The organism is Chryseobacterium metallicongregator, assembly GCF_031324065.1.
GTDB classification, from domain to species: domain Bacteria; phylum Bacteroidota; class Bacteroidia; order Flavobacteriales; family Weeksellaceae; genus Chryseobacterium; species Chryseobacterium metallicongregator.
Genome location: NZ_JAVIXS010000003.1, coordinates 356,299 through 376,402 on the forward strand (window position 1 = coordinate 356,299; position 20,104 = coordinate 376,402).

General features: G+C 35.2%; 15 protein-coding genes. 5 read left to right on the forward strand and 10 right to left on the reverse strand.

Going from position 1 to position 20,104, the window contains the following annotated elements:
* Nucleotides 1-214 precede the first annotated feature (214 nt).
* Nucleotides 215-2,107, reverse strand: coding sequence for a molecular chaperone HtpG (gene htpG / locus REB14_RS05875; RefSeq protein WP_309521801.1), 1,893 nt, complete (start codon nt 2,105-2,107; stop codon nt 215-217).
* Nucleotides 2,108-2,259: 152 nt separating this feature from the next.
* Between htpG and REB14_RS05880 the strand changes: the two genes are divergently transcribed.
* Both REB14_RS05880 and REB14_RS05885 read left to right on the forward strand, forming a co-directional pair.
* The gene (locus tag REB14_RS05880; protein WP_309521744.1) at nt 2,260-5,154 is read left to right on the forward strand and encodes an alpha/beta hydrolase family protein; all 2,895 of its coding nucleotides are present in this window, start codon (nt 2,260-2,262) and stop codon (nt 5,152-5,154) included.
* 143 nt (nt 5,155-5,297) lie between these two features.
* Nucleotides 5,298-6,731, forward strand: a complete 1,434-nt coding sequence (locus tag REB14_RS05885) for a hypothetical protein (RefSeq protein ID WP_309521745.1) — start codon at nt 5,298-5,300, stop codon at nt 6,729-6,731.
* Between the two features lie 83 nt (nt 6,732-6,814).
* Here the strand turns inward: REB14_RS05885 and REB14_RS05890 are convergent, their stop codons facing one another.
* The 3 genes from REB14_RS05890 to REB14_RS05900 all read right to left on the reverse strand — a co-directional run bounded on the left by REB14_RS05890 (nt 6,815) and on the right by REB14_RS05900 (nt 10,610).
* Nucleotides 6,815-7,882, reverse strand: a complete 1,068-nt coding sequence (locus REB14_RS05890; RefSeq protein ID WP_309521746.1) for a DUF2971 domain-containing protein — start codon at nt 7,880-7,882, stop codon at nt 6,815-6,817.
* A gap of 80 nt (nt 7,883-7,962) precedes the next feature.
* Nucleotides 7,963-8,964, reverse strand: a complete 1,002-nt coding sequence (recA, locus tag REB14_RS05895) for a recombinase RecA (RefSeq protein WP_034694853.1) — start codon at nt 8,962-8,964, stop codon at nt 7,963-7,965.
* A gap of 461 nt (nt 8,965-9,425) precedes the next feature.
* A complete protein-coding gene (locus tag REB14_RS05900) occupies nt 9,426-10,610 on the reverse strand; it encodes an oxygenase MpaB family protein (protein WP_309521747.1) in 1,185 nt (394 codons plus the stop codon).
* A gap of 158 nt (nt 10,611-10,768) precedes the next feature.
* Here REB14_RS05900 and REB14_RS05905 point away from each other — a divergent pair, with 158 nt between their 5' ends.
* Complete coding sequence (locus tag REB14_RS05905) at nt 10,769-11,659, forward strand: hypothetical protein (RefSeq protein ID WP_309521748.1); 891 nt, start codon at nt 10,769-10,771, stop codon at nt 11,657-11,659.
* A 78-nt stretch (nt 11,660-11,737) separates the two neighbouring features.
* Here the strand turns inward: REB14_RS05905 and gap are convergent, their stop codons facing one another.
* From gap to REB14_RS05925, 4 genes are all read right to left on the reverse strand, one after another.
* Entirely contained in the window at nt 11,738-12,742 is a 1,005-nt protein-coding gene (gap, locus tag REB14_RS05910; protein WP_034694859.1) for a type I glyceraldehyde-3-phosphate dehydrogenase, read from the reverse strand.
* A 32-nt stretch (nt 12,743-12,774) separates the two neighbouring features.
* Nucleotides 12,775-13,761, reverse strand: coding sequence for a 6-phosphofructokinase (gene pfkA / locus REB14_RS05915; RefSeq protein WP_309521749.1), 987 nt, complete (start codon nt 13,759-13,761; stop codon nt 12,775-12,777).
* An 83-nt stretch (nt 13,762-13,844) separates the two neighbouring features.
* Nucleotides 13,845-14,723, reverse strand: coding sequence for a DUF4846 domain-containing protein (locus REB14_RS05920; RefSeq protein ID WP_309521750.1), 879 nt, complete (start codon nt 14,721-14,723; stop codon nt 13,845-13,847).
* 82 nt (nt 14,724-14,805) lie between these two features.
* Nucleotides 14,806-15,147 carry a winged helix-turn-helix transcriptional regulator gene (locus tag REB14_RS05925; protein WP_079243148.1) on the reverse strand — a complete coding sequence of 114 codons (342 nt, stop codon included), beginning with the start codon at nt 15,145-15,147 and terminating at the stop codon, nt 14,806-14,808.
* 93 nt (nt 15,148-15,240) lie between these two features.
* On the opposite strand from REB14_RS05925, the gene REB14_RS05930 reads away from it, so the two are divergent.
* Nucleotides 15,241-16,041, forward strand: a complete 801-nt coding sequence (locus REB14_RS05930) for a DNA alkylation repair protein (protein ID WP_309521751.1) — start codon at nt 15,241-15,243, stop codon at nt 16,039-16,041.
* Between the two features lie 324 nt (nt 16,042-16,365).
* Here the strand turns inward: REB14_RS05930 and REB14_RS05935 are convergent, their stop codons facing one another.
* Nucleotides 16,366-17,124, reverse strand: coding sequence for a TIGR03915 family putative DNA repair protein (locus tag REB14_RS05935; protein ID WP_079243146.1), 759 nt, complete (start codon nt 17,122-17,124; stop codon nt 16,366-16,368).
* Between the two features lie 173 nt (nt 17,125-17,297).
* The gene (locus REB14_RS05940; protein ID WP_079243145.1) at nt 17,298-18,557 is read right to left on the reverse strand and encodes a putative DNA modification/repair radical SAM protein; all 1,260 of its coding nucleotides are present in this window, start codon (nt 18,555-18,557) and stop codon (nt 17,298-17,300) included.
* A 156-nt stretch (nt 18,558-18,713) separates the two neighbouring features.
* Here REB14_RS05940 and REB14_RS05945 point away from each other — a divergent pair, with 156 nt between their 5' ends.
* On the forward strand, nt 18,714-20,042 hold the full coding sequence (locus REB14_RS05945) for a hydroxymethylglutaryl-CoA reductase, degradative (RefSeq protein WP_079243144.1): 1,329 nt from the start codon (nt 18,714-18,716) through the stop codon (nt 20,040-20,042).
* The last annotated feature ends 62 nt before the right edge of the window (nt 20,043-20,104 follow it).

Here is a 20,104-nt window from a genome sequence, read left to right on the forward strand (position 1 = left end):
CGGGATACAATTTTATCGGAGATAAAATCCTTACGTCTTAAAGCATATAGTATATAAAAAAATTAGCGCCTTTGCGTTTTCCCAAAAAACTCTCCACAAACATCTGTGGAAATTTAAGATTTTCAAAAACCTTAAGTGCCCAAGATCTTTTGTGACTTTTGTGGTTTAAAAAGATAAAAAAAGACTGCTTCAAAATGAAACAGTCTCTTGAGTATTATTTTTCAAGTTGCTTATAGCTTCTCTGTATAAAATCTGTCAGGTCTTTTCCTTTCAGTAAGTTTTGTGAAAGCTTGGCAAGATCAAGGGCATATTTGATCAAGCTCTCTTTCTCTTCAGCATTTTCTGTCTTTAAGATCTGATTGGAAAGTTCACTGTTGGAGTTCACCACAAGATTGTACATCTCCGGGAAACCTCCCATTCCAAACATACCACCTCCGCCTGTCGCCTGCATTTCTTTCATTCTTCTCATAAATTCTGGTTGGGTAATAGTAAATGGAGCATCATTGCTGTCAAGATCTTCAAGCTGAACCGTAAATTTGGAATCCTGAATAGCTTCTTCTACGTTCTTTTTCAATGATTCTTTTTCCGTTTCATTCAGTTTTGAAATTACCGGCTCGTCTTTTTTGATCAAATTATTAACATGATCAGCATCTACTCTTGCAAACGAAATATTTTCTTTTGACGTTTCCAGTTTCTGAATCACATGCGAAATAATAGGAGAGTCTAATAACAGAACTTCATATCCTTTATCTCTTGCAGACTGGATGTAGCTGTGTTGCTCATCCGCATTGGTAGCATACAGTACAACCAGTTTGTTATCCTTATCGGTTTGGCTTGGTTTGATTTTCTCTACCAATTCATCCCAAAGGAAGTATTTACCGTCTGTGGTAGGGTATAATGTGAATTTGTCTGCTTTTTCAGCAAATTTCTCTTCCGTAACAATTCCGTACTCGATAACCACTTTAATATTATTCCATTTTTGCTCGTAGTCTTCACGGTTTTCATTGATTAAAGAAGCCATTTTGTCGGCAACCTTTTTCGTGATATAAGATGAAATTTTCTTTACGGCACCATCTGCCTGTAGATAAGAACGGGATACATTCAATGGAATATCCGGAGAATCAATTACTCCTCTCAGGAGCATCAGGAAGTCTGGAACAATTCCTTTTACTTCGTCCGTTACGAATACCTGGTTTTGGTATAATTGAATTTTATCTTTGTCGATATTCAAATTGTTGCTCAGTTTCGGGAAGAACAGAACTCCTGTAAGGTTGAAAGGATAATCAACATTCAGGTGGATGTTGAATAATGGTTCTTCAAACTGCATTGGATACAATTCGTGGTAGAACTTCATATAATCCTCATTGGTCAATTCGCTTGGAGCAATTGTCCATGCTGGTACCGGATTGTTGATGATATTGTCTACCTCTTCTGTTTCAGCTACAGCATCTTCCGGAGAACCTTCTGGTAAAGGAAGTGTATGTGTTTTTGTTCCAAATTTAATCGGAACAGGCATAAATTTATTATACTTTAATAACAGTTCTCGGATCTTTCCTTCTTCTAAAAACTCTACGGAATCTTCAGCGATATGAAGGATGATTTCTGTTCCTCTGTCTGTTTTGTCAGTAGTTTCTTCAAGTGTAAATTCCGGGCTTCCATCACATATCCAACGTACTGCCGGTTCATCTTTGTATGACTTTGTAAGAATTTCTACCTTTTCTGCCACCATAAATGCAGAGTAGAATCCGAGACCAAAATGTCCAATAATTCCTGAATCTTTAGCAGAATCTTTATATTTTTCCAGAAACTCTTCAGCTCCTGAGAACGCAACCTGGTTGATGTATTTTTCAACTTCCTCACTGGTCATCCCAATACCTTGATCGATAATGCGTAATGTTTTCTGCTCTTTATCAATTTTAACTTCAAGTTTTGGATTTCCATATTCCACTTTTGCTTCCCCAATGCTTGTTAAATGTTTTAATTTTAAAGTAGCATCAGTAGCATTAGAGATTAATTCTCTCAAGAATATTTCGTGGTCACTGTAAAGAAACTTTTTAATAAGTGGGAAAATGTTTTCCACAGATACATTAATATTTCCTTTAGTCATCATATTTTATATTTTAATTATTCCACATACTTCTCAAAAAAAATACCACCATGAGGAATGTGACAGATTGACATTTTTTTAAGTTGAAACAGGTTCATCATGTGAATTTGTCGAAGAAATATCTTATTTTTAATTCTTAAAATATTTTAAATATGAAGTTGAAATGTACAGTTTTTATTCTGCTCATCATAACCTCCTGGATGTATGCGCAGAAAAAGCCTTTAGACCATTCTGTTTATGACAGCTGGCAAAATATTGGCTCGAGAAAAATCTCAAATGATGGAAAATGGGTTGCTTACTCTGTGGATGCTCAGGAAGGAAATTCTAACCTTTCTTTATATTCCGTTAAAAATAAAACCTCAAAGAAGTTTGCAAGAGCCACAAAAGTGGATTTTACAAATGATTCCAGGTTTGCTGTTTTTCAAATCCGTCCCCAGTATAAAGATATAAAAGCGGTAAAAGATAAAAAACTGAAGAAAAATAAATTAACGAAAGACAGCCTTACCATTGTTGATTTTTTCAATGATAAAACGGAGAAAATTCCTAATGTAAAATCTTTTAAAATTCCTGAAAAGGCAGGTTCTTACGTTGCTTATCTTCTGGAAAATACAAAAGATAAATCTTCAGATGATGCTCCAGATAAAGAAGATGGAGATGAAAATAAAGACGAAGATAAAAATGTAAAACCATTACAGTTGGTAGTGCGAAATCTATTGGATGGAAAAAGTACAACATATGATAATGTAGTACGCTACGAGTTCAGTAAAAATGGGAAACAGCTTGTTTTTGTGACAAAAAAGCCAGACGAAAAAAAGGATAAAAAAGAAGGAAAAGAATCAACGGATGAAAAATCCGCAGATAAAAAAGATACGGACAAGTCAAAGCCGAAGAAATATGCATTGCAAACTGTTCAGGTGGTAGATCTGCAAAAAGGAAGTGTAAATAAAATTTCTGAAATGGAAGGTGATTTTTCCCAGTTATCTTTTGATGAAGAAGGAAATCAACTGGCCTATGTGGGAACTTCTTCTGCACAGAATGATCTGGTGAAATTATATCAGCTGTATTACTTTAATTTTAAAGGAAACAAAAAAGAAATTGTTACCAATGAGAATGCTCAGATGAAAAAGAATTGGGTGATTTCTGAAAACCGATTACCTCTGTTCAGTAAAAATGGAAAACAGCTGTACTTTGGTGTTGCTCCAAAACCTGTTGCAAAAGATACGGCAATGATTGCGAATGACCATGCTGTAGTAGATGTCTGGAATTATAGAGATGACTATCTGCAAACGGTACAGCTAAAAGAATTGAAAAATGATCTGAAGAAATCATATGCTGCAGTAATGCAAACAGAAAAACCGGATTTCTTCAGAAATATTGATGGAGAAGATTTAGATACTTTACGATTGGTGAATGAAGGAAATGCAGAATTCGAATTGGGAATTACCAGTATCAGCAACCGTATTTCTTCACAATGGGAAGGCGCAACAAAGAAAACGTATTTCCTGATTGATAATAAAACAGGAGACAGAACTGAAATTATTCAAAATCTGAATGGAGCAGCAGCTGTATCTCCGCTTGGTAAATTTGTCGTAATCTTTGACAGAGAAAAAGGAAAGTGGCTGAGTTATAATGTAAAAACAAAACAACCCCTTCCATTAAATACCAGCTTACCTGTTTCCTTCGTTGATGAGGAATTTGATATGCCGGATTTTCCAAATTCTTATGGTATTGCATCCTGGACAGATAATGATGAATCTGTAATTATCAGAGACCGTTATGATCTTTGGGAGTTTTTCCTTGACGGTTCAAAAAAGCCAAGAAACATCACCAATGGATTTGGACGTAAGAATAAAATAACATTCGATACTTACGATTTAGATAAAGATATTAAAAGCTTAAACCGTAAATCAACTATTTATTTATCAGCGTTTGATAATACAACCAAGGCAAACGGGATTTTTAAAACATCCATTCAGAAGAATTCTGATCCTGTAAAAATTCAGATGGAAAATGTCTGGGGTTACAGAAATCTTCAAAAAGCAAAAAATGCTGAGGAATATATTTTGGTAAAAGAATCGTACACAGATTCTCCCAATATTTTTGCAACATCAGATTTCTCACATCAGCAAAAACTGAGCAACACCAATCCTCAGCAAAATCAATATAACTGGGGAACGGATGAACTGGTAAACTGGACAACCCCAAAAGGGAATACTTCCACAGGAGTTTTATACAAACCGGAAAATTTCGACCCGAATAAAAAATATCCGATGATTGTTTATTTCTATGAAAAACTTTCAGACAATCTGAACCGCTATGTTGCACCAGCTCCAACACCTTCAAGATTGAATATTTCTTATTTTGTGAGCAACGGATATCTGGTTTTCACGCCTGATATTTCATATACAGATGGTTTTCCTGGAGAATCTGCTATGGAATATATTAATTCAGGAGTTGAAAAGCTAAAGCAAAATTCCTGGGTAGATGGTGCTAAAATAGGAATACAGGGACAAAGCTGGGGAGGTTATCAGGTAGCGTATCTTATTGCTCATACCAATATGTATGCAGCAGCATGGAGTGGTGCTCCTGTTGTCAACATGACTTCTGCCTATGGGGGAATCCGATGGACTTCCGGAATGAACAGACAATTCCAGTATGAAAAATCGCAGAGCAGACTAGGAAAGAATTTATGGGAAGCTCCGGATCTTTATATTAAAAACTCACCGCTCTTTGCAATTAATCAGGTGAAAACTCCGGTAGTTATTATGAGTAATGATAAAGATGGAGCAGTGCCTTGGTATCAGGGAATCGAAATGTTTACCGCATTGCGCCGTCTCGGGAAACCAGTATGGCTACTGAATTATAATGGTGATGATCATAACCTTATTAAACGTCAGAACAGGAAAGATATTCAAATCCGCGAACAGCAGTTTTTTGATTATTACCTTAAAGGGGCAAAAGCTCCGGTCTGGATGACAAAAGGTATCCCAGCTACCCAAAAAGGAAAAGATTGGGGATTTGAGTTGACAGATGATAAACCTAATTAATAAAAAATTCCGGCGGAGCCTTTGGCTCCGCCGGAATTTTTTATTATAAAAGCAATGAAGAAGAAACTGACACAATGGCATTTTTTTTATGTTGGGTCTGTTGAGCACTTTTATTATATTTACCGCCAATTATAAATAACAGTATGGGAATCTTTGATTTTTTTAAGAAGAAAAATAACAGTCAGGAAAATGTAAGTATTCCGGTTCAGGAAATGGAAATGCCGGAAGAAAAAGTAGTAGAGGAAGTGATGGAAGAAGTTGTGGAAACAATACCGGAAATCCCTTCGCAGCCGGTAGAAGAGCCGAAAGTAAATGAAGAATATGAAAAAATCAGGATTTATAATGATTATATCGTGTATTCTATAGCTCTTCAGTTAAGAGGTGAGTATACGCCTCTTTCTGCTTTTGAAAAAGAGAATGGCAAGGTAGAAGGCTTTGCGTATATGGTAACTGAAGATGCTTATGCACTTTCTCCACAACAGGCGATTGCAAAAATGGAAGAAAAGTTCGAAAGTGAACTTCAGGAAGGTAAGATTAAATCTTATGTGATCCTGTATCATTCTCAGTTTGATCATAACGGTAACCACACTCCGGCAATTCAGGAAGGAGAATTCAAGGGGATTTCACTTGCTTATCACTTTGCTGGTGATGAAAAGAAGAAAACAGGGTTGCCTTATATTTTCGAAAACCAAAATATTACTTATAAAGGTTTTGCAGAGTTTTCTCATGAAGAAAATAATGCAATCATGAATCATCAGTTGATTGAGGGGCAAAATTATTTCCAGAATACAGAAGGAATTGCAGCTCCTGAAATGACGAATGAAGCAGGAATCATCATCAGAAAATCGAATGTTCATAACATGATGAATACATGGAGTGGGATTTTTGGTCATCAGAATTTCCAGACTAAAGATTACGGTCAGTATCTTAATGCTATTCTGACACAGTCTGAATCTTCTGATCCATCAGTGGATATTAAGAGCAAAACAGAATTTGAAGGGGTAACATTTAAAACTACTTTAACGGAGGAATTAAGCATTATCATTCCGGAAGTAACAACGGATTATACGTTGGATTTTGAAACGAGATCTATCAGGGAATGGGAAAATGCACTGAATTTACAGGCGATTGTAGCAGGACCTACTAGAGAAACTTTTGCAGTTTGGTTCTTTGCAACAGATTATGCTGAAAATAAAAATACATACATGACACAACCACATCTGAAAGTAAATGTCAGCGGAATTGTGTTTATTCTTGATGTTCACACCAATATTGATTTACCAGATGGTACTAAAATGAGTGAGGATTTCACAACGTATGCACCAAGCCAGGATCTTCCTAACTATGCATGTTTTGACTTTATTGGGCAGGTTGTAGATTTTAAGGAAACAGAATTGCTTGAAGATGGAAGTGTTAAAGGATATATTCTGAAGCTGAAGCTGATCACCAATGAAGAGAATGAAGATTTCTTCACCATTGATGCTTTTGTGAATAAAGAGAATATGAGATTTGAAACTCCAACAAAAGGAATGAAAGTGACCGGAGCACTTCAATTGCAAGGTAAAATTGCTGAATAATTTTTAGAAAATAATAACTGTATAAAAAAGGGATCTGAATATTCAGATCCCTTTTTTATTATAAAATTCTCGTAGATTTTTTATTAATCAAAGATAATTTTATCCTTACTTAATTTATAATATTTTGAAAAATAATCTATTTTCATTTGAAAAACATCAATTTTTTTTGACTTAGCAATTACTAATAACTTTTCTTTATTTTCTTCTGTTATATGTGCACCTAAATAAATTTCTTGAGGGCAAATATTTTCTATAAAGCCAAAGTTTGATTTGCCATCATCATAGTTAAGATTAGTTTGTTTTATTATTCTCCATTCTTTTTCATAAGACCAATCTGTTGATTTAAATAATAAATATTTATAATAAAAAAGTTTATCGAAGAATGGTTGATTAAATTTAATACCTAGTTGTAAATGTATATTATATAAAAAATTAAATTCCAAGTAAGATGTAGCATCATATCGTTCATCTATATACTTTACAGGAAATAATTTTTTATCGGCAAATTCAGTTGCTTTTACGTTTGGTATTCCTGTTTCAATAGAGTATCTTGCTTTAAAATTATAATTTAAAGCAAATCCTTGATGATTTTGTGCATAATGTGACCACATTAATACAGAGTTTATATTCTCGGTTAAGCAGCCAACCAATGAGGATTGTTTTAAACTTTTTATTGATTCTTCCGTTATATTATCTATGAGTTTGGTATGTATTTTATCAGATAACTCATTAAAAAAAGCCTCTTCTTCTGAGTCTTTAAATCCTGGACTTTGTAAATGATAACTTACAAACTCTTGTCCTAATAATTCTATTTGTGAGTTTCTGAATTCTAAGTCATTATTTAGTCTATCGATTAAACTTGAATCTTTATTTTCAGAATTAGTTATAATATCTATTAATGCTTGTTTGTCAACAAATAATAATGAGTCATAAGGATCATTAAACATTGTCGGTTTAGTTAGTAAAAACTTGTCATTTTCTAATGCATCAAAGCTATATTCATTACATGCCCTATATCTGTATAAATTTTCAGGGGTATTGTCCCAGCAATTCTTAAAAATTTCACTTACAATATAAGATTCTTCTTGGGTTGTTAAATCTGATGGAATTGTTTTGTTTAATAAGTAATCAATTAATTGGTCATTAGTCATTTGTAATTTATTCTTTGTATGAATTAAAAATAACAAAAAAGGCAATCCGAAGACTGCCTTTTCTATATTGTTCTGAAAAACTATTTGTTTTTCATTTCTTCTTTGATCTTACCTTCCAATTCTTCAGCAAGATCCGGGTTATCTCTTAAAACATCTTTTACAGCATCACGTCCCTGACCCAATTTAGTCTCTTCGTAGCTGAACCAAGATCCACTTTTCTTCACAATTCCCATATCTACTGCAGTATCAAGAATTTCTCCTACTTTAGAAACTCCTTCACCATACATGATATCGAATTCTGCCTGCTTGAAAGGAGGTGCTACTTTGTTTTTCACAATCTTCACTTTCACACGGCTACCAATAGCTTCGTCACCTTGCTTGATAGGTGCGCTTGCTTTTCTGATATCAATTCTTACAGAAGCATAAAACTTAAGAGCGTTACCTCCGGTAGTAGTTTCAGGGTTTCCAAACATTACACCAATTTTTTCTCTCAACTGGTTGATGAAAATCACAGTACATTTTGTTCTTGAAATAGTAGCTGTAAGCTTTCTTAATGCCTGAGACATTAATCTCGCATGAAGACCCATTTTGGAATCTCCCATTTCACCTTCAATCTCTGCTTTTGGTGTAAGAGCGGCAACAGAGTCAATGACAACGATATCAATAGCTCCTGAACGGATTAAGTTATCTGCAATTTCCAACGCCTGCTCACCGTTGTCTGGTTGAGAAATGATCAGGTTTTCAAGATCAATTCCTAATTTCGCAGCATAAGTTCTGTCGAAAGCATGCTCTGCATCAATGAATGCAGCAATACCACCAGCTTTTTGAGCTTCAGCAATAGCATGAAGGGTTAATGTTGTTTTACCTGAAGATTCAGGACCATATATTTCAATGATTCTTCCTTTTGGATATCCACCTATACCTAGTGCAATATCTAATCCTAAAGAACCGGAAGGAATTACTTCTATGGTATTGTCGATAGATTCATCACCTAAAGTCATTACTGTTCCCTTTCCATATGTTTTATCTAGCTTGTCAAGCACTAAAGCGAGTGCTTTTTTCTTATCATCAATGTTACTCATCTCTATTAATATAATTTCTCAAAAATACATAATTTAAATATTAAAAGCTAATATATTTTATTTCCTAAAGCTGTTTTTAGAGTTAAAAAATGATAAAATTTTATGGCTGATCTTATTCATTACGAAGCAGATGGAGGATGTGTTATCTAAAGTTTTTTTTAATGTTTTTTACTTTAGTAAAATGAGTTTTTTTTTGATATCGCAAAGGCGTAATTCTTTTAATATAGATTATGCTTTAAGGCGCAAAGATTTTATCTCCTATAAAATTGAGTAGTGTATGTATTTTTTACCTCACGCTGATTTTGCAGATAACGCATATGCTATTAAACCTGTATCGTCTGGTTGATTGCAAGAATTTTACCTGAAATTATATAATTCCCCTGCTGAAAATCTTCGATTTTCTTGCGTCCTAAAAAACTTTTGCAATGTCTTGAAATCTTTGCGCCTTCCAACAATTACTTTTAATGAAAATTTGAGTTTTTAGTGATGGCAAGATAATCTTCCAGTACTTTCATCTGATCCTTGTTTCCTCTTTGTATTCTCGATTTCCGGCTGACAAGCTGATCATAAATTTTGTTGAAAAGTATCTTAGATTTTGGAAACAGATTTCTGTAAGGAACTTCCGGAATTTGTAATCTTTTACACACTTCGTCATCCAACAAAAACCAGGTACAGCAGACATGTAGATATTTCAAATTTTTTCTTTGAAATTCATATTTTAAAATAGGGTTTTCCAATGATTCATCCAGCAGAGAATGAGCAAGAAGAACAGAATCTTTATCCGAAGGGGGCTGAACAGAAGTCCATAAATAGAAATATTCTGTTGCCTGTTTTTTATCATCAGGAAGAAGCTGCTCCGGAATTCCCAAAAGATAACCTACATATTTCCAGAGATGAAAAATTCCCTGTTCCTCTTCAACAGAAAAGCTATTTCCTAATTTTTTAAGACTATGAAGGAATACCAGACTGAATCCGATATAGGTTGCCATCATATCCCACGAATTGATAGGCTCTCCCCAGTTTTCAGTATCCCAGTCTTTATAATGTTTCTTAATGGAAAGTCTTGCGTAAGAATGGATCAAACGGGTTTTTATAGCAAATTCATATCCTTTTGCATGAATTTCCAGTGCATTATAGCGGGTAGCATTCACCCAGAAATCCAATGTTTCCGAAAGACGCTTTACAGCACCTTTTTTCAATGCTTCTGTGACAATCAGTGGCTTGTTGAGATAGGCGTAGTCGTAACCGCCAATCAGACAATAATCCCTCAGGGAGATCAAAGAATCAAGGTTGCTTCTCATACACAGTTCAGCACCACTTTTGAGAAGGTTATAATCCAGCCATTCGGGAACTTTTTGAGTTTGGGTGAAAAGCTTTTTTACACTTTCAGGAACTGCCTCTGTTTCCGAAACCCCATTTCTGATATACTGTTCAATTTCCCTGGAAGCCTCATGAAATTTTTTAGTGAAATAAACCTCTTTTACCACTTCATCACCGATTTCATCTACATGATGAAAATAGGGAGCAAATTTTTCAAATTTTTCAAAATTCACCTCTGCTCCGGAAAATTCAATAAGGAGTTTTCCATTCCCACTTTCCCAAAAGTTTCTGAAGTGAGGAGCATCTTTAAATCGAGGTTGTATCATGTTCATTCCTTTACCTATAAAAGTACAAGTTTTATGCTGAAGTTTTCCGGTGAGATTTATCAGCTATCCAGGAAAAACTTTCTGGAAAAATACCACAAACGGGTAATTTACTTGTGTTTATATAATTTGAAACTTTGTGTAAAACAAAACTAATAACCATGAAAACTTATTTATTACTACTATTTCTGCTTGGGTATGTGGGAATGGTTTTTGGACAAGAAAATTTTAATGTAAGATATCGCATCTATGATAAATTAGGTGATTATACTCTAAAAAAGAATATAAAAACGAGTTTTGAAAGTTTATCTGAGGAAGAAAAACGCAAAATAAAAGAAAAATATAAGTTCGGAGATAAAATATCTGTTGAAGATAAAGTTATTATTGACGGAAAAGAAATAAAAGTGATAAGAGAGATTACTATTGATGAAAAATTCTTTCGGGAGTATCAGGTTGATGAGGTTGTCGATGCAAATATAGGAAGTATGGAATGTGGAAATGTGAAAGTTGAGAAGAATAAATTGCTTGTTAATCTGCTGTTGAAAGATGGAAAGAGTAGCCCAGTCTATTTTTATGAATTGCAAAACAGAAAGAGCCCTGTTTTATACTTTACTTCTATGACCTTGAATGCTTTAACAATACCTATTAAATATCGATTTAGAGGTAAGAATGGACTTGATGAAGAGTTTTCGACAGGAATTAATGGTAATCTATTCTGGGGTATATATTCATATGGAGGAACAACATTTTTCTACAAGGACGAAATTGAAACCAAAGAGAATACATGGCGGATTACCGGAGGATTGTTGGTAGGAGCATCTTCTGTTAAGCTTAATAAATCAAATACAAACCTTGCGGATCGACCGATTACAGATGATACTGAAATTACTAAGGGACTAGGATCCGTTGCTTTGGGAATTACTTTTATGTATAATAGTATCAACATCGGAGTATTTTTAGGCGTTGATTATGCTATCGGAAAGGATGCTTCCATGTGGAACCATAATAAAAAACCTTGGCTAGGTGCTGGCTTTGGGTATAAAATATTTTAAATTTTATAAAAGTTAATACCTAATAAAAAGAAACCTTCCCATCGGGAAGGTTTTATATTACTAATTGCTTATCGTTTATTATAAAGAAGCAGCGTGTACAAGCATATCTACTAACTTGTTTGAGTAACCCATTTCGTTGTCATACCAAGAAACAAGTTTCACGAAGTTAGGAGAAAGCATGATACCAGCATCTTTGTCGAAGATAGATGTTCTCTTATCTCCTACGAAGTCCTGAGATACTACAGCCTCTTCAGTATATCCTAGGATACCTTTCAATTCACCTTCAGAAGCAGCTTTGATTACTGAACAGATTTCTTCATAAGAAGCAGCCTTTTCAATTCTCACAGTTAAATCTACTACAGAAACGTCAACAGTTGGTACTCTGAAAGACATACCTGTTAATTTTCCGTTTAGTGAAGGGATTACTTTTCCTACCGCTTTAGCAGCACCTGTAGAAGAAGGGATGATGTTGTTTAGAGCAGCTCTACCACCTCTCCAGTCTTTCATTGAAGGACCGTCAACAGTTTTCTGAGTAGCTGTTGTAGCGTGTACAGTTGTCATTAAACCTTCTACGATTCCGAAGTTATCGTGGATTACTTTAGCTAAAGGAGCTAAACAGTTTGTAGTACAAGAAGCGTTTGATAAAATTTTGATATCATCAGTAAGTTCCTTGTGGTTTACACCCATTACGAACATTGGAGTATCATCTTTAGAAGGAGCAGAAAGGATTACTTTCTTAGCACCTGCAGTAATATGTTTTGCAGCGCTTTCTTTATCTAAGAATAAACCAGTAGATTCTACTACGTAATCTGCACCAATTTCATTCCACTTTAGGTTGCTTGGATCTTTTTCAGCAGTTACTCTGATTCTTTTCCCGTTTACTACAAGATCATTTCCTTCTACAGAAACTTCACCTGGGAAAATACCGTGTACAGAGTCATATTTTAACATGTAAGCCATGTATTCTGCATTGATTAGGTCATTGATTCCTACAACTTCAATGTTGTCTCTTTCAGTCATTGCTCTGAAAACAAGACGTCCAATTCTACCAAAACCGTTGATACCTACTTTAATTGTTGACATAATAGTTTGTTTTTATTAGATTATAAAAATAATTAGATTGCTAAAATTTCTGAAATCAGTAAAAGATCTTTATTGATTTCGTTATGTTTTTTAATGGCTTCTTCTATCGGTGTATACGTCAAATCATTGGAACGCATTCCTGCCATTACATTGGTTTGTCCTTCCATGAGTCCTGTTACAGCACCGTATCCCAGTCTGCTGGCCAACACTCTGTCTGCACAGCTTGGAGAACCTCCTCTCTGCATATGTCCCAAAATCGCTACACGAATATCATAATCAGGGAATGTCTGCTTGGTTTTTTCAGCAAGTTCGTAAACGTTGGCTAATTTTTCACCTTCTGCTACCACTACAATACTGGATGATTTTCCTGTTTTTTCAGCATTTCTGAATTTTATGAAAAGTTCATCAATACTGTCTTTTTTCTCAGGAATTAAAATATCCAGAGCTCCGGTTGCCAATCCACTGTTTAAAGCAATAAAACCTGCATCACGACCCATCACTTCCACAAAGAAAACTCTGTTGTGAGACGTTGCGGTGTCACGGATTTTATCAATGGCATCCATTGCAGTATTCAAAGCAGTATCGTATCCGATGGTGTTATCTGTTCCGAAAATATCGTTATCGATTGTTCCCGGGATACCGATTACTCTGATTCCAAATTCTTCATTAAAGATTTTTGCACCGGTGAAAGTTCCGTCTCCACCAATACAAACCAATCCGTCTATTCCAAGCTTTATGCAATTGTCATAAGCTTTCTGACGGCCTTCTTTCGTTCTGAACTCAGCGGATCTGGCAGATTTTAGAATCGTTCCACCCTGGTTGATTATATTTTTTACGGAACGGGCTCCCATTTTCAGGAAATCATTGTTGATAAGGCCGTTGTAGCCTTCTCTCACTCCGTAGCATTCGATATTATAGTAATTGGCGGTTCTTACTACCGCTCTTAATGCCGCATTCATACCCGGAGAGTCACCCCCTGAAGTAAGAACTGCAATCTTTTTTACAGCACTCTCTTTCATCAAGTAAAAAATTTCGAACACAAATTTACAAAAACAAGTTCAGATTATCGTAGTAACTTTCCAATAGTTTTGAATATAAATTATTAAAAGCTTCTGAAGTTTGTAGGTTTAAAAAAATATCGTGCAGTTTTTGTTTCCTGAGCATCGATATCCAGGTCATACCAGGGCGTAAAATAGGGATTAAACGGATTAGAAAGCACATGAACCGATTGAGCTGGGGTAAATCCTTCACTTAATAAATACAATCTTTTCCCTTTTTGATTTTTGCAAACTCCGGTAATGAAAACAATATGTCCGGGACTGCCTGGAGTGATCAGAATATCTCCCGTTTTCAGATCAGAATTTCTTGTAACAGGCTTTGTTTCTTTATTTAAAGAAATTGTTCCTGCGTAATTGAAAATAAGATCCAGGTAATTTCTGAAACTCCCATAAGAATCATCAAAAGCTGCTGTTTTTCTAAAGCTGACCGAATTTCCGCTGACAAAAGCTCTCGTTCCGTTTTTATAATCGTTCCAGCTGAGAAGATCACCACTGGTAAAATGAAACTTGATTTCGTCAAATTTTTTTGCCTTATAAAGATACTCAGCTCTCATTCGGATTGCCGCATCAGCACATTGCTGGAGATCTTTATTTCCGGTATCAATATCAAAAACGGCTTCATGAAGATGCTGGGTAGAAATAGGAGTACCGTCATATTTTAAAATTGGACTGTCATAAGGTTTCAGTTTAAAATTTTCAATAAAATATCCGTAAGAATCTGGTTTTTCGTCAATCCACTCATATCCTTCCGGTGGAGAAAATCTTTCCCGGATGGTATTTTTATCCTTATGAATCTTTAGAGAATTTTCAGCAATTAAATGTTCGTTATGATCTGGTTCAGCCAGTAAACGGTCTGACAGTTTTTCTTTTGTACAGCCTGTGAGAAAGAGAAATGCTGTAATTCCTGTGATAATTTTTTTCATGCGTTTTTAGTTGATACAAAGATCATTTTTTTAGATATCTGGCAATTAAGGATTCTGAAAATATGAAGATTTGAAACCTCCTTTACACCTTTTCTTTTTCCGGAATTAAAAGTTTTCCCCAATCATTCAGCTGCCAGAGTATTTTTACTAATTTTTCTCCCAGTTCCGTAAGTGTGTATTCAACCCTTGGGGGAAGTTCATTAAAAGATTGCTTTGTTAAAATACCATCTTCCACCATTTCACTCAGTTGCTGATTAAGAACTCTTCGGTCCACTTTTGCAATACCACGCAAAAATTCACTGGGACGTTTTTTTCCTTCATTAATCTGCCAAACGATAGGAATTTTCCATTTTCCACTGATGGTATTGACTGCGACTTCCAACGGACAAATTTTATTTTCTTCAGCTCTTTCCTTTGTTTCCATAAATTGACTTTTTTATCCCTATGGGGGAAAAATATGCGGTATTGTTTTTCTCCGCCCACTTTCAGACTTTTGTAAAGATAATCATTAAATAGTATGACAGAAAAACGAAAAGGAGCCCGCTCCATCAAAGATATTCCACCAGATATATTGGAACAGCTGAACAGAGGAGAAATTGAAACCGCTAATCTTACAGAATGGCTGGCTGTAGATCAAAGGTTGTTGCTGGAAAATCTGCTTTTACAAAATGATCGTAAAGAATATCTAATCCCTGTTTTAGAAAATGTAAACCAGCTGAAGAAACAAACTGTCAATACTATTAATGAAACAATTGGTGTTGGGCTTCTTAATCTTGCTGTGAAAAATAAAGATGATCAATTTCTATTAAAATTATCTGTTCATCCGGCAGATTTGGTACGTTGCTGGGCAGCTTATACCATTGGGCGAAACCATGATTTAAAATTGAAAGAAAAGTTAGATAAAATTCAATATTTTGCTTCTGACTCTCATTTTGGAGTGAGAGAAATCTGCTGGATGGCGGTACGCCCGGATATTTCCAGAAACCTGGACGAAAGTTTATCTATATTATCAAAGTGGACAACACATGACAATGAGAACGTAAGACGTTTTGCCAGCGAATCCACAAGGCCTAGAGGTGTGTGGTGCGAACATATTGATACTTTAAAACAAAATCCGGGGCTTGGACTGGAAATACTGGAATCTTTACGATCTGATTCCTCCAGATATGTACAAGACAGCGTTGGCAACTGGCTGAATGATGCCAGCAAATCACAACCCGAATTTGTAGTGGAAATCTGTGACGAATGGCTTCGGGAAAGTCCCACAAAAGAAACGCAGTATATCGTCAAAAAAGCATTGCGAACGATTAAAAAGTAAAAGTTATCCACAAATTTGAAATGTTGATTTCAATTCTTGTTGTATAAATAACAGGTTTTCATCTATTTATATAAGATTTTCATATTCCTTATTCTTTTAGAAATGCCTTAATCTGCTTAGTTTTTAAGGAAAAAACTGTTTTGAAATATTTTCAATGTTAACGGTATGTTAACTGAAAAAAGTTATCCACAATATGAGTTTTCAAATAATGTGAATTATATCTACCACAAAATTAATAGGTTAAATGATCTTCTTCAAAAAAGAGTTTGAAATTATCTCTTTTTTCGCTGAAATAAAAAGTTATCCACAATATGGAATTTCAGACTACCATTTTTCAGTCAGATACTTCCAATATCTTTTCGGAACATGCTGAATATGGAGTTTCATATTTTTTCTTTCCACAATATTTGTTTTTGTGAAATACCTCTGCCAGAGAACCTGATAGCTTTTTTCATCATCATGGAATTTTTGCTGGTAATTATTGAGATCAATTTTTTCATCAGGATAGAAAAACTCACAATCGTTCAGATCATACAGAATTCCATAGTTTCTTCGAAGATCATAGATCATCCATTTCTGATCCTGATAGCGGTCATGAAAATGTTTTCTGATTAAAGGAAGAACATTGAAATCGGGATCTGTTTTGGAGAAGAAAACACCATCCTGCATTTTTTCAAAGCGGACAAATGCGGTCATTCTATGTCTTTCCCTGTCTACGGATTTCCCGATTTTAGAGATTTTCAAAATATCAGAATCAGCAAAATTTTCAAGAATATTAGCTTCCGGATGTTTTATAGACTGTTTTACAGCAGATAAGATGAGGTTTTCCAGCTCCGGTTCTTCAGATAAAAAAACTTTTAAAAGTTTGTAAACACCCTGTTTTCCGATATTCTGTTCCAGTTTATTCAGTACTCTTTCAGATTTTTCTGTCTGGGTAATAACTTCATGGATCTCCGCAAAAATATTTTCCTGGTGAAATCTTTCTCTACTTGTGATCTCTACATCTTTATAACGGTATTCGAAAACTTCAAATATCGCAGTGAAAAGTCCTTCGAAGCTGCCATCGTAGAGTAGGGTTGTCATGTATTTAATTTAAAATTTATTTGTGTTTGTCATTCTGAATGAAATAAAGTGAAATGAAGAATCTGGTTAATTGAAGAGATTCTTCCTTCGTCAGAATGACAAATGTGCTGTTAGATCGAAGTAATAAATTAGTGGCCATTTGTGAACATATTCGTGTGACTTGTGTTTAAAAATCAAAATAAAGTCAGCTGTTGTGAAAACTGGTTATGGAATTTGGATGAACTTCCCCCTATCAGCAGCTTTCTGAAGTTTTTATCTGTTAAATATCTTAGGTAAGCATTTCCTGCATTAAAATCAATGAAGTATTTTGCCCGATTCACAGCCGCACCCAGTTTTTTCAAATGATCCATGGTTAAAATCTGAAAACGTCTGGCACTGACAATTTTCTGAGCCGTTTTTACTCCAATTCCCGGAATTCTTAAAATCAACTGATATTCTGCAGTTTGAAGATTAATGGGAAACTGATCGAGATTTCGCAACGCCCAGCTTAATTTCGGATCTACTTCCAGATCGAGGAAAGGAACACGAGGATCTAAAATTTCTTCTGCTTTAAAACCGTAAAATCTCATCAGCCAATCCGACTGATACAAACGGTTTTCCCGAAGCATAGGAACTTCCGTCGTTAAAGAAGGCAACCTCTGGTCTTCCAACACCGGAACATATCCGGAGTAGTAGACTCTTTTCAAATTAAAGTTTTTATAAAAATGATCAGCAACTTTAATGATCTGAAGGTCGTTTTCATTGGTTGCCCCTACGATCATCTGTGTAGATTGTCCTGCCGGAGCAAACTTGGGAACTTTTTTCAGAACTTTCTTTTCATCCTTATATTGAATAATTCCTTTTTGGATATACCGCATCGGGCTGATCATATCCTGTCTGTTTTTTTCAGGGGCCAGCAATTTTAATCCGCTTTCTGTAGGAATTTCGATATTTACGGATAACCGGTCTGCATACAACGCAGCTTCCTGCATCAGATCATCACTTGCCCCGGGAATAGATTTCAAATGAATGTACCCGTTAAAGTTTTCTTCCAGACGTAACTTTTTGGCAACTCTTACAAGCCTTTCCATCGTAGTATCAGCGTTTTTGAAAATTCCTGAACTCAGAAATAACCCTTCAATATAATTCCTTCGATAAAAATTGATGGTAAGATCTACCACTTCTTCTACCGTAAATGCTGCTCTTTTGATATCATTGGAACTTCTGGAAACACAGTAAGCACAATCATAAATACAATGATTAGTCAATAAAATTTTAAGCAAAGAAACACATCTGCCGTCTTCTGTATAGGTATGACAAATCCCGCTTGCGGAACTGTCTCCTAAAGCTCCTTTTTTATTTTTTCTCGTGCCTCCGCTTGATGAACAGGAAACATCATATTTCGCTGCATCAGCAAGGATTTCAAGCTTTTCTTTAAGTCGGTCAAAATTCATATTTTAAAACAATTGATCTGTTTTGTATCAAAAAAGTATTTTAATTTTGTTCAAATTTAGTTCCAAAATTGATAAAAGTCAATCTTTTTTCATAGAAGTTATCAACAAAAAAGAGTCTCAAAATCATTATATTTACGGCTCATTAAAGTTTATATCATGAATCATAAACCAATCGAAGGTTTTTCCAAGCTTCCAAAGCAGGGGAAAATCGAATGGCTCGTAAACGAATATCTTGAAGGAAACCAGGAATATCAAAATATATTAAAACAGTATTGGAACGATGATGCAGATCTTCAGAAACTTCATGAAGAGTTTTCTGAAAATACCATCTCCAATTTTTATATGCCGTACGGAATTGCTCCGAACTTTTTAATCGATGGAAAACTATTGGCTCTTCCAATGGCTGTTGAAGAAAGTTCAGTAGTAGCTGCTGCTTCCAAAGCTGCCAAATTCTGGATCGACAAAGGGGGATTTAAAACAACCATTATCAATACAGAAAAGTTGGGACATACCCACTTTATTTTTAATGTAGAACCTCACAAATTATTACATTTCTTTAATTTCAGTTTAAAGAAAAAATTATTCGAAACAACGGAAGATATTACATCCAACATGAGAAAACGTGGTGGAGGTATTTTAAATATCAGCCTGGTGGATAAAACAGCAGAAATGCCGAATTATTACCAGCTTAAAGCAAGCTTTGATACTGTGGATTCAATGGGAGCGAACTTTATCAATTCTTGTCTTGAGCAGTTTGGAAAAACATTGAGGCAGGAAGTTGCTACCAGCGAAGATTTTACTCAGGAAGAAAAGAATTCACTACAAATTGTAATGAATATTCTTTCCAACTTTACGCCTGACTGTATCGTGAGAGCTGAGGTTTCATGTAAAATGGAAGATTTAAAAGACGACAGTGGAATTTCTCCTGAAGAATTTGCCGCTAAATTCAAACAGGCTGTTACCATTGCAGAAATTGAACCTTACCGCGCAACCACTCATAATAAAGGAGTAATGAACGGAGTAGATGCTGTTGTGATTGCTACCGGAAATGATTTCAGAGCTACTGAAGCCTGTGCACATGCGTATGCAGCGAGAGACGGACAGTACAGATCTTTAACCCACTGTACAACAGATAACGGAGTTTTCAGATTCTGGATTGATCTTCCTATTTCTGTAGGAGTCGTAGGAGGGCTTACCAACCTTCACCCTCTGGTAAAATTCTCTCTGGCACTTCTTGGAAAACCTTCTGCTCAGGAGTTGATGAGTATTCTTGCCGTTTCTGGCCTTGCACAAAACTTTGGTGCTTTACGTTCTCTGGTAACCACAGGAATTCAGAAAGGACATATGAAAATGCACTTATTGAATATTCTGAACCAATTGGGAGCTACCGAAGAAGAAAAGCAGCACTTTGTAACGTATTTTAAAGATAAGACGGTGAGCCACCATGAGGTGATCAACGAGTTTAACAGAATGAGAGGAAACTAATGTTACAGATCATTTTGCCCATTGTATTCCTTATTTTTGGATTTTTTCTGAAGAAAACAAAC

Coding starts and splice junctions, on each gene's coding strand:
- htpG (WP_309521801.1), bottom strand. CDS start 2,107: ATGACTAAAGGAAATATTAATGTATCTGTGGAAAACATTTTCCCACTT.
- REB14_RS05880 (WP_309521744.1), top strand. CDS start 2,260: ATGAAGTTGAAATGTACAGTTTTTATTCTGCTCATCATAACCTCCTGG.
- REB14_RS05885 (WP_309521745.1), top strand. CDS start 5,298: ATGGGAATCTTTGATTTTTTTAAGAAGAAAAATAACAGTCAGGAAAAT.
- REB14_RS05890 (WP_309521746.1), bottom strand. CDS start 7,882: ATGACTAATGACCAATTAATTGATTACTTATTAAACAAAACAATTCCA.
- recA (WP_034694853.1), bottom strand. CDS start 8,964: ATGAGTAACATTGATGATAAGAAAAAAGCACTCGCTTTAGTGCTTGAC.
- REB14_RS05900 (WP_309521747.1), bottom strand. CDS start 10,610: ATGATACAACCTCGATTTAAAGATGCTCCTCACTTCAGAAACTTTTGG.
- REB14_RS05905 (WP_309521748.1), top strand. CDS start 10,769: ATGAAAACTTATTTATTACTACTATTTCTGCTTGGGTATGTGGGAATG.
- gap (WP_034694859.1), bottom strand. CDS start 12,742: ATGTCAACAATTAAAGTAGGTATCAACGGTTTTGGTAGAATTGGACGT.
- pfkA (WP_309521749.1), bottom strand. CDS start 13,761: ATGAAAGAGAGTGCTGTAAAAAAGATTGCAGTTCTTACTTCAGGGGGT.
- REB14_RS05920 (WP_309521750.1), bottom strand. CDS start 14,723: ATGAAAAAAATTATCACAGGAATTACAGCATTTCTCTTTCTCACAGGC.
- REB14_RS05925 (WP_079243148.1), bottom strand. CDS start 15,147: ATGGAAACAAAGGAAAGAGCTGAAGAAAATAAAATTTGTCCGTTGGAA.
- REB14_RS05930 (WP_309521751.1), top strand. CDS start 15,241: ATGACAGAAAAACGAAAAGGAGCCCGCTCCATCAAAGATATTCCACCA.
- REB14_RS05935 (WP_079243146.1), bottom strand. CDS start 17,124: ATGACAACCCTACTCTACGATGGCAGCTTCGAAGGACTTTTCACTGCG.
- REB14_RS05940 (WP_079243145.1), bottom strand. CDS start 18,557: ATGAATTTTGACCGACTTAAAGAAAAGCTTGAAATCCTTGCTGATGCA.
- REB14_RS05945 (WP_079243144.1), top strand. CDS start 18,714: ATGAATCATAAACCAATCGAAGGTTTTTCCAAGCTTCCAAAGCAGGGG.